Genomic DNA, 15,325 nt, shown 5'->3' with positions numbered 1-15,325 from the left:
CCCCGCCGCTCAGCTCCGGCCGGGCACCGCCGCCGGGCGGGTCACCGGCAGGCCCCAGTCCCGGGCCGCCCGGTGCAGCCGCTCGATCATCGTGGGCCAGGCCGGCGGTCGGTACCCGGTCCTCGCCCGCAGCGCCGCCGCCGACAACGAGCGGTCACAGCGCAGCGCGTCCGACGGCTCGATCCGGCCCGGCCAGCCGTACACCTCGGCGACCAGCCGGAGCAGGTCGTACTTGGTGATCGGGTCGGCGGCGACGTGCCAGAGCCCGCTCAGGTCGGGGCGGGGCAGCACCACCGTCCGCAGCAGCGCCGCGAACTCCACCGTGGTCACCCCGCTGTAGACCGCCCCGGTGAAGCCGTTCACCGTGCCCCGCTGGCTGAGGAACCAGTCCACCAGGGAGCGGGCGCTGCCCACCTCGTGACCGATGATCGAGGTGCGCAGCGTCAACGCCGGCCCCGTCGTCGTCTCGCCCAGCAGCTTCGCCCGTCCGTACAGGTCCTCCGGGTCGGGGACGTCGGTCTCGGCGTACCCGCCCCGCCGGCCGGAGAAGACGCAGTCCGTGCCGACCTGGATCAGCCGGGCGTCCTGCCGGGCGCACTCGCCGGCGAGCAGGTGGGGGAAGAGCGCGTTCACGGCGATCGTGGTGCCCGGGTCCGCCACCTCGGGCCGTTGCTTGATCACCCCGACGCAGTTGACCACCACGGCGGGGCGGAGCAGGGCGAGGATCGGGCGTACCGCGCCGGGCGCGGTGACGTCCACCCCCGGCACGATCCGGTCGGCCAGGTGCGCCGGGAACATCGCCCGCGCCGCTTCGGCGTCCCGCGCGGTGCCGTGCACGTCCAGTTCCTCGGCGCCGCTCAGCTCGCGCAGCAGGGTGTGCCCGAGCATCCCGGTCACCCCGAGGATCAGCACCCGCTGCCTCACCGGACACCCCCCAACCGCCAGGACCGTCCCCGCTGCCGGCCGTCGGCGGCGCGGCGTACCAGGTCGGCCAGCTTCCGGGAGTTGATCTCCTCGCTGAGGTGGTCGAGGTAGTACGCGCGGCCGGCCGCGCCCATCTCCCGCAGCCGCTGCCGGGGCAGGGCGGCGGCCTCGCGGATCCGCGAGGCCAACGCGACCGGGTCGCCGGGCGGTGAGCTGAACCCGGCCCCCGCCTCGTGCACCACCTGGGCCGCGTCGCCGGGCGCGCAGGTGAGGACGGGCTGGGCACAGGCCAGGATGGACTGCACCTTGCTCGGCAGGGTCACCCGGAACAGGTCCTGGTCGGCCAGGGAGACCAGTTGCAGGTCCGCCGCGGCCATCACGGCGGGGATCCGTTCCGGCTCGACCGCGTCCACGAAGTGGACGGTCCGCAGCCCGGAGCCCGCTGCCAGGTCGCGCAGCACCGGCTTGTCGATGCCGTCGCCGACGAGGACCAGGTGCGCCCGGGGCAGGTCGGCCAGTTCCCGCATCGCCCGCACCGCGACGTCGAGGTTCTGCGCGGCGCCGTGGTTGCCCGCGTACATCAGCACGAAGTCGTCGGCGGTGAGCCCGAGCCAGGAGCGCAGCACCGGGTCGGGCTCGCTCGGCCGCATCACCTTCTCGTCGGTCCAGTTGTAGACCACCGACACCTTCTCCGCCGGCACGCCCCGGGAGAGCAGGGCGTCGCGCATACCCGGCGAGGTGGCGGTGACGTGGCTCGCCCACCGGTACGTCTGGTTGGTGAACCAGGTCAGCGAGGGTTCGGCGACCCGCCGGGCCGGCCCGTCGGTGAGGAACCCGGTGGCGAAGACCGAGTCCGGCCAGACGTCCATCACCATCAGCACGTACGGCAGGCCCCAGCGCAGCCGGGCCAGCATCCCGGCCACCCCCACCGTCGCCGGTGAGGAGTAGACGACCGCCACGTCGGCCCGGCGCAGCAGGCCGGAGCCGAAGGTGGACGAGGAGGCGGCGTAGCTGGCGTAGTTGGCGACCCGGCGCAGGGCCGAGTGGTCGTGGCTCGGGTAGAGCGGGTGGCGGTACACCCGCAGTCCCTCCCGCGTCTCCACCGAGCGGTGCCACGGCGAGTAGCCCGGGTAGACCTCGCCGGTCGGGTAGTTGGGCACCCCGGTCAGCACCTTGACGGGCAGCCCCCGGCGGCTCAGCGAACGGGCCACCCAGACCGGGGTGGTGGTCGGCTCCGGCGCGAACCACTGGGAGACGAAGACGACCCGGGGCTCCCCGCCGGTCTCCACCCCGATCACCGGCGGCCCACCACGGTCAGCGTCGGCGCGGGGTCCAGGTGCGCCCGGATCTCGGGCAGGCCGAGCAGCAGGGACATCACCTCCGGCACGGTCAGCCGCAGGGTGTTGTCGGAGGTGTAGTCCGACCGGTGGTCGCTGGTGGGGTCGCCCTCCTCGACGTAGAGCGAGTAGTTCAGGTCCCGGCTGTCGATGGGCACCCGCAGGAAGTCGCCGAAGTCCTCGGCGCGGGCCAACTCCTCGTGGCTGGCCAGCGTCTCGTACATCTTCTCGCCGTGCCGCAGGCCCAGCACGTCGAACTTGGCGGGCACCTCGAACAGGTTGCACAGGGCGGTCGCCAGGTCCCCGATGGTGCAGGCGGCGGCCTTGCGGATGAACACGTCCCCGGGCTGGCCGTACTCGAAGGCGTGCTCGACCAGTTCCACCGAGTCGACCAGGGACATCAGGAACCGGGTCATCGTCGGCTCGGTGACGGTCAGCGGGACGCCGCTGCGGATCTGGTCGACGAACAGGGGGATGACCGATCCGCGCGAGTACATCACGTTGCCGTACCGCACCGAGCAGACCCGGGTCCGGGCGCCCGGGTTGTTGCGGACGTGGGCCTGGGCGACCTTCTCCATCAGGGCCTTGGTCATCCCCATCGCGTTGACCGGGTAGACCGCCTTGTCGGTGCTGAGGAAGACCAGGGCGGAGACCGCGTTGCGTTCGCAGGCGTCCACGACGTTGGCGCTGCCCAGCACGTTGGTGCGGACCGCCTCCAGGGGGAAGAACTCGCAGGACGGCACCTGCTTGAGCGCGGCGGCGTGGAAGACGTACTCCACGCCCCGGGTCGCCTTGGTGACGGTGTCCAGGTCCCGGACGTCGCCGACGTAGAACCGGACCCGGTCGTCGCGCAGCCGGATCCGCATGGCCTCCTGCTTGGCCTCGTCCCGGCTGAGCACCCGTACCTCCGCCGCGCCGGCGTCGAGCAGGCGCGCCACCATCGTCTGGCCGAAGGAACCGGTCCCGCCGGTGATCAGGACGCGTCGGTCCGCGAGTGAGGACGACACATCTCCTCCTGTCTGTCCCGCCGGCACGACGGGAGGTAGGGGACGGGGGCGAGGGGTGGGCAGCCCGGTGAACGGACCGTCGTCACATATAACAACCAAAATGCCGGGAGAGACGCCTATTTGGACTAAAACCGAAATATGCTGGAGGGCCGTCACGGTCCGGTGGCCCCCGTCGTTGCTCCGCACGGAGACCTCGTGCGGCACCCCGCCCACGTCGACACGGTCCCCAGCCGTCAGGAGGACGTCGCATGACCCGGGTGATGACCGTCGTCGGGACCAGGCCGGAGATCATCCGCCTGGCCCGGGTGATCGACCTGCTCGACCGGACCGTCGACCACACCCTGGTGCACACCGGGCAGAACTGGGACCCGGCGCTGTCCGACGTCTTCTTCACCGAGCTGGGCGTGCGCCCGCCGGACCGGTTCCTGCGGGTGGACACCCGGTCGCTCGGCAGCGTCCTCGCCGACGTCCTGGTCGGCACCGAGCAGGCCGTCGCCGAGTGCCGCCCGGACGCGCTGCTGGTCCTCGGGGACACGAACAGCGCGATCTCGGCGCTGATGGCCCGCCGGATGAAGGTCCCCGTGTACCACATGGAGGCGGGCAACCGGTGCTTCGACCTGAACGTGCCCGAGGAGACCAACCGGCGGGTGGTCGACCACGTCGCCGACTTCAACCTGGTCTACTCCGAGCACGCCCGGCGCAACCTGCTCGCCGAGGGGCTGCACCCGCGCCGCATCCTGCACACCGGCTCGCCCATGCGCGAGGTGCTCGACCACTACCGGCCGCAGATCGACCGGTCCACCGTGCTGGCCCGGCTCGAACTCGACCCCGGCGGGTACGTCGTGGTCAGCGCCCACCGCGAGGAGAACGTCGACCACCCGGACCGGCTGCGCCGCCTGCTGGACTGCCTGCGGGCGGTCCGGGACGAGTGGCGGCTGCCGCTGCTGGTCTCCACCCACCCCCGGACCCGCAAGCGGCTGGAGGCGCTCGCCGTCGGTGACAGCCACCTCGACGGGATCGCGTTCCACGAGCCGTTCGGCTTCTTCGACTACGTCACCCTGCAACGCCACGCCCACTGCACGCTCTCCGACAGCGGCACGGTGAGCGAGGAGGCGGCCATCCTCGGGTTCCCGGCGGTGACCCTGCGGGAGTCCATCGAACGGCCGGAGGCGCTGGACACCGGGGCCGTCATCATGACCGGGCTGGACCCGGCCGGCGTGGTGGAGGCCGTCCGGGTCGCCGTCGGGCACGCCGTCGCCGGGCCGGCCTCCTGCCCCGCCGACTACCAGGTGCCGGACACCTCCCGCCGGGTCGTCGACTTCATCCTGTCGACCGTGCGGCGGCACCACGACTGGGCGGGCATCCGCCGCTGACCGGCCGGCTCACCCGCTGACCGGCCGGCTCACCGGGCCGGCACCCCCTTGACCACCGCCCCGGCCGGGACGTCCCGGGTCACGCAGGCGCCGGCGCCCACGACGGCGTCCCGTCCGACGGCGCGGTGCGGCAGCACCGCGGCGGTGGTGCCGACCAGGACCCCCTCCTCCAGCCGGCAGTAGCCGGAGACGGCGGCCAGCGGGTGGACCGAGACGAAGTCACCCAGCTCGGTGTCGTGCCCCACGGTGCAGTTCTGGTTGAGGTGCACGTGCCGGCCCAGGACCACGTTGGTGGTCACCCGGGCGCCACCGGCGGCGACCAGTCCCTCCTGGAAGACGCAGTCCGGCCCGATCTCCGCGTTCGGGTGCAGCACCGTCGCGGCCGGCAGGCCGTACCGCCGGACACTGTGGTCGGTCTCCCGGCGCAACCGGGGCTCGCCCACGCCGAGGACGAGGTGGGTGCTGGGTGGCTGACCGGCCAGCCAACGGGTCGGGCCGAGGAAGGGGACGCCGAGGCGGTGCACCAGCTTGACCCCGGACTCGGTCGGGTAGTCGTCGACGAAGCCGAGGACCCGCCAGACGGCCTCGTCGCCGGCCCGCGCGTTGACCGCCCGGATCATGCCGAACACCTCGCGGCCCATCCCGCCGCAGCCCACGATCACCACATCGGTCGTCATCCGCGCTCCCTCCGGGCCGCGCGCCGGCCCCCTCCTCTGAACGGTCCCGGCCGCCACCGGTGACGACCGGCGGACCGCTAGGGGCAATTGCGAGTATTAATCCTGTTTGCTCTCTCTAGGCGTTTCGCCGCCCGTGCGGCGGTTGATCCGCCAGGATGAGGCCAGGTGACCGGTTTTCCCCGCAGACGGAGGCATGGACACGTCCATGGGTACGACGACAGACCACAGAGCGGTATCCCGCCCGTACGACCGGATCAAGCGGACACTCGACATCGTCCTCGCCGCGCTCCTGCTCGTCCTGCTCGCCCCGGTGATGGCCGTGGTGGCCCTGGTGGTGCTGGTGACACTCGGCCGGCCGGTGCTCTTCCGGCACACCCGGCCCGGCCGGCACGGCGAGCTGTTCGACCTGGTCAAGTTCCGCAGCATGCGGCACGCCGACCCGGAACGGGGGCTGGTCACCGACGCCGACCGGCTCACCCGGGTCGGCGCCTGGCTGCGGGCCAGCAGCCTCGACGAGCTGCCCGAGCTGTGGAACGTGCTGCGGGGCGAGATGAGCCTGGTCGGGCCCCGCCCGCACCTGGTGAGCTACCTCGACCGCTACACCCCGCAGCAGGCCCGCCGGCACGACGTCCGCCCGGGGATCACCGGCCTGGCCCAGGTACGCGGGCGCAACTCGCTGGGCTGGGAGGAGAAGTTCGGCTACGACATCGAGTACGTCGACAACCGCTGTCTCGGGCTGGACCTGCGGATCCTGGTCGCGACCGTGCGGGTGGTGCTGAAGCGGGAGGGGATCTCCGCGGAGGGCACCGTCACCTGGCACGAGTTCATGGGCTCCGCCGCCGGTGACGGGGCCGACCGGCAGCCCGCCGAGGCCGTCGCCTCCCGGTCCACGGCCTGACCGGGGCGACCGCCGTGCCGGCCCACCCGACGATCCTGCTCTTCGGCGCCTCCGGGTTCCTCGGCGGCGCGGTGCACCGGGCCCTCGCCGCGCGTACCCACGTGGTGGCGCCGGCCCGGCGGGAGTGCGACCTGGTCGCCGCCACCCCGGCGGAGCTGGCGGCGCTGCTGACCCGGGTACGGCCCCAGGCGCTGGTCGTCTGCGCGGGCCCGATCGTCGGCTCGGCGGACGACTTCACGCGCGCGTACCCGGTGGTGACCGGGAAGCTGCTCGGCGCGCTGGCCGCCGCCGCGCCGCGCGCCCGGCTGGTCCGGCTCGGCTCCGCCGCCGAGTACGGCGTGGTGGCCGGCGGGCACCGGGTCGCCGAGACCGACCCCGCCCGCCCGGTCAGCGACTACGGCCGCAGCCAGTTCGCCGCCACCGGCCTGGTCGAGTCCGCCGGCCCCGACGTGGACGCCGTGGTGCTGCGGGTGTTCAACCCGGTGGGGCCCGGCCTGTCCGAGGGCAACCTGCTGGGCCGGGCGGCGACCCTGGTCGGCGCGGCGGTGGCCCGGGGTGACACGGCGGTGGAACTCCCGCTCGACGCCGCCCACCGGGACTTCGTGGACGTCCGGGACGTCGCGCGGGCCGTGGTGGCGGCGGTGCACGCCGACCGGCTGCCACACCGGGTGTACAACGTGGGCAGCGGGACCGCCGTGGCGGTGGCCGACGCGGTACGGCACCTCGCCGACCTGGCCGGGTACGCCGGCCGGTTCACCGACGGCCGTCGGGTCACCGGCACCGACCGCTCCTCTGCGGTGCCCTGGATGTGCGCCGACGTGTCCCGGGCCGGGCGGGACCTGGACTGGTGGCCGGAGCACACCCTGACCGACTCGCTCGCCGCCCTCTGGGCCGCCCGGGACCCGCAGGGCCAGCGGGTCCCGGGCGACGTCCTGACGTCGGGCCGGTGCTTGGGGTCCGCCGGATGACAGGTGACAGGTGACGGGCGGTGGTCAGCCCTCGGCGAGGCGGCGGTCGAGCAGCGCCCGCAGCGGGATGGACTCGCCGTCGCGGCCGCCGGCCCCGATCACCAGCGGCGCCGGGGACGGGCGGGGGACCGCCCCGAACAGGCGGGCGCGCAGACTCGGCGGCACCAGCAGCAGGTAGAAGCGGCCCTCGGCGTCCACCGCCCGGGTGCGGGCCCGGTCGACGTACCAGCCGGTGAGCGGGGTGCGGTACCGGCCGTGCCCGTTCTGGCCGTGGGCGACCAGCCGGGTGGTGGGCAGCCCCCGGCGGACCGCCTCGGCGGCGAACTCGGCGACCAGTCGGGCCGCCTCCGCCTGCTCGTCGGCCCGCTGCCGCTCGGCGGCCTCGGCGTGCGCCCGCACCGCCCGCTGCCGCTGCTCCCGCCACTGGCGGCCGTCGTCGGTCCCCATGCCGTGACGGTACGCCCACCGTCGGGCCGGACGTGACGCGCAGGGGGCCGCACCCCACCCGGCGGGCGGGGTGCGGCCACCGGTCGGGCTCAGGCCAGGCCGGCCCGGCGCAGCGCCTCGGCCATCGCGTCGTTGACCGGAGCCGGGCCGCCGCCCCGCCCCTGCCGCTGCTGCGGGCCGCCCCGCGAGCCGCCGGCCCGGTCACCGCGCCGGCCGCCACCGCCCTGACCGCCACCGCCCTGGCCGCCCTGCGCGCCCCCGCGCTGGCCGTCCCGCTGGCCACCCCGGCCGCCCTGGTCGCCGCGCGGGCCGCGGTCGCGCCGGCCGCCCTCGCCGGCCGGCCGGCCCGACCCGGCCGGGGCGTCGTCGTCCAGCCGCAGGGTGAGCGAGATCCGCTTGCGGGCCACGTCCACGTCGAGCACCTTCACCCGGACCACGTCGCCGGACTTCACCACGTCGCGCGGGTCCTTGACGAAGGTGTGCGACATGGCGGAGACGTGCACGAGGCCGTCCTGGTGCACCCCCACGTCGACGAAGGCGCCGAACGCGGCGACGTTGGTGACCACCCCCTCCAGCACCATGCCCGGGGTCAGGTCGCCGATCTTCTCGACGCCCTCCACGAAGGTGGCGGTGCGGAACTCCGGCCGGGGGTCGCGCCCCGGCTTCTCCAGTTCGGCGAGGATGTCGGTGACGGTGGGCAGGCCGAACGTGTCGTCGACGAAGTCGGTGGCCCGCAGCCCGCGCAGGATCGCCGACCTGCCGATCAGGGCGCGCAGGTCCTGCCCGGTGCTGGCGAGGATGCGGCGCACCACCGGGTACGCCTCCGGGTGCACGCTGGAGGAGTCCAGCGGGTCGTCGCCGCCGGGGATGCGCAGGAAGCCGGCGCACTGCTCGAACGCCTTCGGCCCGAGCCGGGGCACCTTCCGCAGGTCGGCGCGGGTGCGGAACGGGCCGTTGGCGTCCCGGTGCAGGACGATGTTCTCGGCCAGCCCGGCGCCGATCCCGGAGACCCGGGTCAGCAGGGGCGCGGAGGCGGTGTTGACGTCGACGCCGACCGCGTTGACGCAGTCCTCCACGACGGCGTCCAACGAGCGGGAGAGCTTCACCTCGGACAGGTCGTGCTGGTACTGCCCGACCCCGATCGACCGGGGGTCGATCTTGACCAGCTCGGCCAGCGGGTCCTGGAGACGCCGGGCGATGGAGACCGCCCCGCGCAGCGAGACGTCCAGGCCGGGCAGCTCCTGCGAGGCGTACGCGGAGGCGGAGTAGACCGACGCGCCGGCCTCGGAGACCACCACCTTGGTCAGCGGCAGCTCCGGGTGCCGCTTGATCAGGTCACCGGCGAGCTTGTCGGTCTCCCGGCTGGCGGTGCCGTTGCCGATCGCGATCAGCTCCACGCCGTGGGTCGCGGCCAGCCGGGCCAGGGTGTCGACCGAGGCGTCCCACTGCCGGCGCGGCTCGTGCGGGTAGATCGTGTCGGTGGCGACCACCTTGCCGGTGGCGTCCACCACGGCCACCTTGACGCCGGTGCGCAGCCCCGGGTCCAGGCCCATGGTGGCCCGGGTCCCGGCGGGCGCGGCGAGCAGCAGGTCGCGCAGGTTGGTGGCGAAGACCCGGACCGCCTCCTCCTCGGCCGCCTGCCACAGCCGCATCCGCAGGTCCGCGCCGAGGTGGATGAGGATCCGGGTACGCCAGGCCCAGCGCACCGTGTCGGCGAGCCACCGGTCGGCGGGGCGCCCCTGGTCGCTGACGCCGAACCGGCCGGCCACCGCCGCCTCGTACCGGCTGGGGCCGGTCGCCCCGGCGTCGGTGTCGCCCTCCGGCTCCGGGTCCATGGTCAGGTCGAGCACGCCCTCCTTCTCGCCCCGGAACATGGCCAGGATCCGGTGCGAGGGCAGCTTCGGGTACGGCTCGGCGAAGTCGAAGTAGTCGGCGAACTTCGCCCCGGCGCTCTCCTGCCCGTCGCGTACCCGGGCCACCAGCCGGCCCCGCGACCACATCTGCTCGCGCAGCGTGCCGATCAGGTCGGCGTCCTCGGCGAAGCGCTCGATCAGGATCGCGCGGGCCCCCTCCAGCGCGGCGGCCGGGTCGGCCACGCCCCTGTCACCGTCGACGTACCCGACGGCGAGCGCCTTCGGCTCCTGCGTCGGGTCGGCCAGCAGCGCGTCGGCCAGCGGCTCCAGCCCGGCCTCGCGCGCGATCTGCGCCCGGGTCCGCCGCTTGGGCTTGTACGGCAGGTAGATGTCCTCCAGCCGGGACTTCGAGTCGGCCGCCATGATCTGCGCTTCCAGGGCCTCGTCCAGCTTGCCCTGGCCCCGGATCGACTCCAGCACCGCCGCCCGCCGCTCGTCCAGCTCGCGCAGGTAGCGCAGCCGCTCCTCCAGGGTGCGCAACTGGGCGTCGTCGAGCAGGCCGGTGGCCTCCTTGCGGTAGCGCGCGATGAAGGGCACGGTGGCGCCGCCGTCGAGCAGCTCCACGGCCGCCCGCACCTGGCGCTCGGCGACGCCGAGCTCCTCGGCGATCCGCTGATGAACAGACTGGGTCACGATGATGATCCGCCTTCTCGGGTGGGTTCCGCCCTGCATTGTGCCGGCCCCCGGTGCGATCCGCCGCCGCACCCGCCGGGCGGGGCGGCCACCAGCGCGGGGCGGCCCTACCCGGCCCGTCGGCGAGGCGTCGCGGTCGGCCCGGGGTCTGCGCTAGCGTGGCGATCATGGAAGCACCCGCGGACGCCCGGGCCCGCCGGCTCTTCGGCGGCAGCGCCCGTACCCTGGGCGACCTGGCCGGCAGCCCGTTCCGGGCGGACCGGGACCGGATCGTCAGCTCGCCGTTCTTCGCCCGGCTGGCCGGGGTCACCCAGGTGGTCAGCCCCGGCGGGTCCGGGCTGCTGGTGCACAACCGGCTCACCCACAGCCTGAAGGTCGCCCAGGTGGCCCGCGCGATCGCCGAGCGCCTGGTCGACGACGAGGAACGCCGGGCCCTGCTGGACGCGCTCGGCGGCTGCGACCCGGACGTGGTGGAGGCCGCCGCCCTCGCCCACGACCTCGGTCACCCGCCCTTCGGGCACCTGGGGGAGCGGGTGCTGGACCGGCTGGCCCGGCAGCGGCTCGGGCTCACCGACGGCTTCGAGGGCAACGCCCAGTCGTACCGGATCGTCACCAGCACCGAGATCCGGGGCGCGGCCACCACCGGGCTCGACCTGACCGCCGCCGTCCGCGCCGCGATGCTGAAGTACCCGTGGACCCGGCTGGACCACCCCGACCCGCACCCGCGCCTGCTCGACCCGCCGCCCCGGGGCGCCACCGTGCCGCCGGACGACCCGGACAGCGGCTCGTCGAAGTTCGGCGCGTACCGCACCGAGCTGGACGACCTGCGCCAGGCCCGGGAGCCGTTCGCCGGGCGGATCGCCGACTGGCAGCAGACCGTCGAGGCCTCGGTGATGGACACCGCCGACGACATCGCGTACGCCATCCACGACGTGGAGGACTTCTACCGGGTGGGGGTGCTCCAGCAGGGCACCGTGGCCGCCGAGCTGATGGCCTGGCAGCGGGAGAGCGGGCACTTCCGGGCGATCACCGACCCGGCGCTGGCCGGGGTCGCCCGCCGGCCCGGCGCGGCCATCGAGCGGCTACGCCGCCAACTGCACCGCAAGGACGGCTGGGTCGCCGACGACGAGGCGTTCGCCGCCGCCGTCGAGCACGTCCGGGCGGAGCTGGTCGAGGGGCTGCTGGCGCTGCCCTTCGACGGCTCGATCGAGGCGGAGCAGTACGTGGCCCGGTTCTCCGCCCGCTGGACCACCCGGTTCGTGGACGCGATCACCGTGACCGCCACGCCCTCGATGCGCTCCGGGCACGTGCTGCTCGCCCCGGCCCAGTGGCACGAGGTGCAGGTGCTCAAGTTCGTCCACCACCGGTTCGTGCTGGCCCGCCCCGACCTGGCCCTGCACCAGCGGGGCCAGGCCCGGCTGCTGGGCACCCTGGTCGAGGCGCTGTGGGAGTGGCTGCTCGACCCGGAGGAGGAGTCCCGGTTGCCCCGCCGGCTGCACGACCTGGTGGAGCTGGCCGAGGCGGAGCTGCACCCGCGCACCGCCGACCGGCTCGGCCGGGCCCGGGGCCGGGCGATCATCGACTTCGTCGCCCAGCTCACCGACGGTCAGGCGGTGGCGATGCTGGACGTCCTCTCCGGCCGCTCCGGCGCGCTCTGGACCGACGCCTTCGTGCTCTGAGCCGCGCCGCGTTCGTGTCGGCGGGGCCCAGCCGGTGGCTCAGGCGACGGCCTGCCACCAGCCGTCGACCGGGGGCGGGTCGTCGACCACCACCCGCTCCCCGGGGCGGGGCACCACGAGGCGGACGTCCCGGGCCTTCGCCTCGGCCCAGAGCCGGTTCACCGGCTCGACCCAGTCGTGCCGGGCCAGGCTGAAGGTGGCCCAGTGCACCGGCAGCAGCAGCCCGCCGCGCAGGTCGAGGTGGGCGGCGACGGCCTCCTCGGGGAACATGTGGATGCTCGGCCAGGCCCGGTCGTACGCCCCGATCTGCACCAGCGTCACGTCGAACGGCCCGTGCTCCGCGCCGATCCCGGCGTACCCGTCGAAGTAGCCGGAGTCGCCGGTGTAGAAGACCCGCCGGTGGGCGCCGGCGACCACCCAGGAACTCCAGAGCGTGCCGTCGCGGCGCAGCCCCCGGCCGGAGAAGTGCTGGGCGGGCGTGGCGGTGACGGTCAGGCCGCCGACCCGGTGGCTCTGCGCCCAGTCCAGCTCGACGATCCGGTGCTCCGGCACCCCCCAGCGGTCCAGGTGGGCGCCGACGCCCAGCGGCACCAGGAAGGGGGCGGACTGCCCGGCGGTGAGCGCCCGGACGGTGGCCAGGTCCAGGTGGTCGTAGTGGTCGTGGGAGATCAGGATGGCGTCCACGGCGGGCAGTTCGTCGAGGCCGACCGGGGGCTGGTGCAGCCGCCGGGGCCCGACCACCGCCGACGGCGAGCACCGCTCGCTCCACATCGGGTCCACCAGCACCCGTCGCCCCTCGATCTCGATCAGCGCCGAGGCGTGCCCGTACCAGACGACGTTGAGCTCGTGTCCCTCGGGCGCGACGGGCGGGGCGGCCGGGCGCAGCAGCGGCACGGGCGACCCGGGCCGGCGCTTCTGCCTGCCGAAGAGCAGATCCCGGACCAGGTCGCCGTCGGGGGTGCCGGCCATCGACCGGCTCCGCCCCTGGTTGTGGAACGTGCCGTCGCGGAACTGCGGGGAGCGGGCGGCCCGCTCGGCCCGGAACCCGGTCAGCCGGCCCCCGAGGGCGGCCGGCACGTCCCGGGCCACCCACGCCAGCCCGACCAGGGCGGCCAGCCCGGCCGCCGTGCCGATCCGCCGGCCCGGCCCGGCGCGTCGTGCCCGCTCGGTTGGTGCGCCCATCGTTCCCCGTCCCTCCACCGGTCCCGTCCCCGTCCCTCACCGGTCCCGCGAGTACACGTTAGGACATCGTCGCCGCCCCCGGCCGGCCGCCCGCGCGGCCGGTGAGCCGGTCCACGGCGGCCAGGAACGGCCGGCCCATCCGGGACCGGGCCCGCACCGCCGGGTGGGTCGCGGCGACGTCGTCCGCGCCGGTCGGCCCGGTGGCGAAGAGCGCGTACGTCAGCACCGGCGCGCCGACGCGGTCGAAGACGATCCCGGCCTCGTGCCGGCCGTCGGCGTACCAGCCCGCCTTGGTGGCCACCCGGGCCCGCTCGGCCGACGACATCTCCCGCCGGATGCCGTCGGTGAAGGCCACGGGGGAGCGGAGCAACCCCAGCAGGTACGCCGTCGAGGCCGCCGTGAGCAGGCCGCCGGTGGCCAGCGCCCGGAGCAGGTCGTGGGTGCCCCGGGCGGTGCTGGTGCCCAGGTGGAAACGGTGCGGGTCGGCCACCGGCCGGACCTGGGTGTGGCCGAGGCCCCTGGCGCGCAGGACACGGTTCAGGTCGGTCGCCGGGCAGAGCCGGCCGCAGAGCCGCACCGCCGTGTCGTCGGAGACGGTGAGCAGGGTGGCCAGCGCGTGGCCGAGGGTGACGCTGCTCGGCCAGGCCCCGTCGAGCGCGAAGATCCCGTCCCCGCCCGGCACCACGAGGTCCTCGGTCACCTCGATCCGCTGGTCGAGGGCGAGCAGCCCCCGGTCGACCCGGTCCAGCACCGCCACCGCCACGGCGATCTTGTTCACGCTGTACGCCTCGACCGGGGTGTCCGGCTCCTCGGCCACCGCCTCGTGCGGGCTCCCGTCCGGCCCGGTGACGCTGACGTACGCCCGCCAGGTCCCGCCGGCGCGGTCGCGGTGCCGGGCGTACCCGGCGGCCACCCGGCGCAGCGCGGTGGCGGTCCGGCGGGCGGCGGCGCTCCGGGCCCGGCCGGTCGTCGCGGCCTGGTCGGCGGTTCCCGCGTGGCCGGTCATTCCGGCCTGCGGTCGCGGGCCGCCCGGAGCAGTGCGGCCACGCCGTGGCCCCAGCCGCCGCGTACCTGCGTCCCGGCGGGGTCCGGGGCGAAGACCACGCCGTCGTGCGGCGCGACCGGGTGCCCGGTCAGCCCGAGCCGGCGCATCAACGGGCCGACCAGCGCGTCGTACACGCCGGGCAGCACGGTGAAGCCGAACCGCAGGAGCCCGGTGAGCCGGCCCACCGACACCTCCCGGCGGGGCCGGTCGGCGCAGTCCAGCACGACGGCGGCGACCCGGTCCGGGGCGGTCACCGGGGGCGGGGGCCGGCCGGACGACCCCAGGTAGTTGGCCGCCCGCTGGTAGACCGGGGTGTCCACGCTGCCGGGGCTGACCAGGCAGACCGCCACCCCTGGCAGGTCCCGCCCCTCCTGTTGCAGGGCGCGGACCAGCCCGTGCAGTCCCCACTTGCTGGCCACGTACGCGCTCATGTACGGCGCGCTGATGTGGCCGAGCAGCGAGCCGACGAGGACCAGGGTGCCGGCGCCGGCGGTGCGGAAGCGCCGCAGCGCCACCCGGGCCACCCCGGCCGCGCCGAGCAGGTCGGTCCGGACCACCTGGTCGAAGACCCGCTCGGGGATCTCCTCGAACCGGCCGTACACCATCACGGCGGCGGTGTGCACCCACACGTCGATCCGGCCGAACTCGCGGACCGCCGCGTCGGCCAGCGCCTCGACGTCGGCCGAAGCGGTGACGTCGGTCGGGACGGCGAGCGTCGCCGCGCCCGCCGCGCGGCACTCGGCGGCGACCCCGGCCAGTTCCCCGGTGCCCCGGGCGGCGAGGACCAGCCGGTCGCCCCGCGCGGCGAACGCCAGGGCGCTGGCCCGGCCGATCCCGCTCGTCGCGCCGGTGACCACCACCGTCCGGGTCACGGCTCGCCCACGACCGTGACCCCGAGGGTGTTCCCGCCCGGAACCGGGTCGAACCGCCGGCACATCCGGCCCACCGCGCGCATACGTCCCCTCCCCACCACCCGTCGGGCCTGGGCCCCGGCTGCCCCGTCGACCCCTGCTACCCGGTCAGCCGTCGTCGAATCCTTCCGCTCGCCGGCCAGTGCGCCGGCCCCAGGGGCCTCGGCCGGGGCGCGGGGCCGGCCCGGCGCGGGGACGCGCCCCCGCTGGGCCGGCCGGCCCGGGCCCGTCACCCGCCGCGCCGCCCCGGGCCCGCGTCTCGCCCAGGGCCCCGTGTCCGGGGCCGGGGCGGCGGACCGTCCACAGGCTACGGTCCGCGCCGGGCGGGTAC

At 75.2% G+C, this 15,325-nt stretch carries 13 protein-coding genes; 4 read left to right on the top strand and 9 right to left on the bottom strand.

Annotated elements, in window-relative coordinates; translation table 11 throughout:
- Positions 1-9 precede the first annotated feature (9 nt).
- From ACQUFX_RS15420 to ACQUFX_RS15410, 3 genes are read right to left on the bottom strand one after another with little or no spacing between them, the layout of a single operon-like run.
- Positions 10-924: a dTDP-4-dehydrorhamnose reductase family protein gene (locus ACQUFX_RS15420; protein ID WP_428966705.1), complete on the bottom strand. Its 915-nt coding sequence runs from the start codon at positions 922-924 to the stop codon at positions 10-12.
- A complete protein-coding gene (locus ACQUFX_RS15415) occupies positions 921-2,222 on the bottom strand; it encodes a glycosyltransferase family 4 protein (RefSeq protein WP_428966704.1) in 1,302 nt (433 codons plus the stop codon). The genes ACQUFX_RS15420 and ACQUFX_RS15415 overlap by 4 nt, the downstream gene beginning before the upstream one ends.
- Positions 2,219-3,268 (bottom strand): polysaccharide biosynthesis protein, encoded by a 1,050-nt coding sequence (locus ACQUFX_RS15410; protein WP_428966703.1) that lies wholly within the window; start codon positions 3,266-3,268, stop codon positions 2,219-2,221. Before ACQUFX_RS15410 ends, ACQUFX_RS15415 begins: the two co-directional genes overlap by 4 nt.
- A gap of 248 nt (positions 3,269-3,516) precedes the next feature.
- Here ACQUFX_RS15410 and wecB point away from each other — a divergent pair, with 248 nt between their 5' ends.
- On the top strand, positions 3,517-4,641 hold the full coding sequence (gene wecB, locus ACQUFX_RS15405; RefSeq protein ID WP_428966702.1) for a non-hydrolyzing UDP-N-acetylglucosamine 2-epimerase: 1,125 nt from the start codon (positions 3,517-3,519) through the stop codon (positions 4,639-4,641).
- 29 nt (positions 4,642-4,670) lie between these two features.
- On the opposite strand, the gene ACQUFX_RS15400 is transcribed toward wecB, so the two are convergent.
- Positions 4,671-5,318 carry a NeuD/PglB/VioB family sugar acetyltransferase gene (locus ACQUFX_RS15400; RefSeq protein ID WP_428966701.1) on the bottom strand — a complete coding sequence of 216 codons (648 nt, stop codon included), beginning with the start codon at positions 5,316-5,318 and terminating at the stop codon, positions 4,671-4,673.
- Between the two features lie 205 nt (positions 5,319-5,523).
- Between ACQUFX_RS15400 and ACQUFX_RS15395 the strand changes: the two genes are divergently transcribed.
- Both ACQUFX_RS15395 and ACQUFX_RS15390 read left to right on the top strand, forming a co-directional pair.
- On the top strand, positions 5,524-6,216 hold the full coding sequence (locus ACQUFX_RS15395) for a sugar transferase (protein ID WP_428966700.1): 693 nt from the start codon (positions 5,524-5,526) through the stop codon (positions 6,214-6,216).
- Between the two features lie 14 nt (positions 6,217-6,230).
- Positions 6,231-7,184, top strand: a complete 954-nt coding sequence (locus ACQUFX_RS15390; RefSeq protein WP_428966699.1) for an NAD-dependent epimerase/dehydratase family protein — start codon at positions 6,231-6,233, stop codon at positions 7,182-7,184.
- A 24-nt stretch (positions 7,185-7,208) separates the two neighbouring features.
- Here ACQUFX_RS15390 and ACQUFX_RS15385 read toward each other — a convergent pair whose 3' ends face one another.
- Together ACQUFX_RS15385 and ACQUFX_RS15380 are read right to left on the bottom strand one after the other, a co-directional pair.
- A complete protein-coding gene (locus ACQUFX_RS15385) occupies positions 7,209-7,631 on the bottom strand; it encodes a hypothetical protein (RefSeq protein ID WP_428966698.1) in 423 nt (140 codons plus the stop codon).
- Positions 7,632-7,720: 89 nt separating this feature from the next.
- Entirely contained in the window at positions 7,721-10,216 is a 2,496-nt protein-coding gene (locus ACQUFX_RS15380) for a Tex family protein (protein ID WP_428966697.1), read from the bottom strand.
- Between the two features lie 128 nt (positions 10,217-10,344).
- On the opposite strand from ACQUFX_RS15380, the gene ACQUFX_RS15375 reads away from it, so the two are divergent.
- On the top strand, positions 10,345-11,856 hold the full coding sequence (locus ACQUFX_RS15375; RefSeq protein WP_428966696.1) for a deoxyguanosinetriphosphate triphosphohydrolase family protein: 1,512 nt from the start codon (positions 10,345-10,347) through the stop codon (positions 11,854-11,856).
- A 39-nt stretch (positions 11,857-11,895) separates the two neighbouring features.
- Here the strand turns inward: ACQUFX_RS15375 and ACQUFX_RS15370 are convergent, their stop codons facing one another.
- From ACQUFX_RS15370 to ACQUFX_RS15360, 3 genes are read right to left on the bottom strand one after another with little or no spacing between them, the layout of a single operon-like run.
- On the bottom strand, positions 11,896-13,038 hold the full coding sequence (locus ACQUFX_RS15370; protein ID WP_428966695.1) for an MBL fold metallo-hydrolase: 1,143 nt from the start codon (positions 13,036-13,038) through the stop codon (positions 11,896-11,898).
- Between the two features lie 58 nt (positions 13,039-13,096).
- Complete coding sequence (locus tag ACQUFX_RS15365) at positions 13,097-14,044, bottom strand: serine hydrolase (protein WP_428966694.1); 948 nt, start codon at positions 14,042-14,044, stop codon at positions 13,097-13,099.
- Complete coding sequence (locus ACQUFX_RS15360; protein WP_428966693.1) at positions 14,041-14,955, bottom strand: SDR family NAD(P)-dependent oxidoreductase; 915 nt, start codon at positions 14,953-14,955, stop codon at positions 14,041-14,043. Before ACQUFX_RS15360 ends, ACQUFX_RS15365 begins: the two co-directional genes overlap by 4 nt.
- Positions 14,956-15,325 lie beyond the last annotated feature (370 nt).

Source organism: Micromonospora fluostatini, from assembly GCF_050410825.1.
GTDB lineage: Bacteria > Actinomycetota > Actinomycetes > Mycobacteriales > Micromonosporaceae > Micromonospora > Micromonospora rosaria.
Note: the sequence above shows the minus strand (reverse complement) of the source record. Positions and strands in the feature narration are given on the sequence as shown.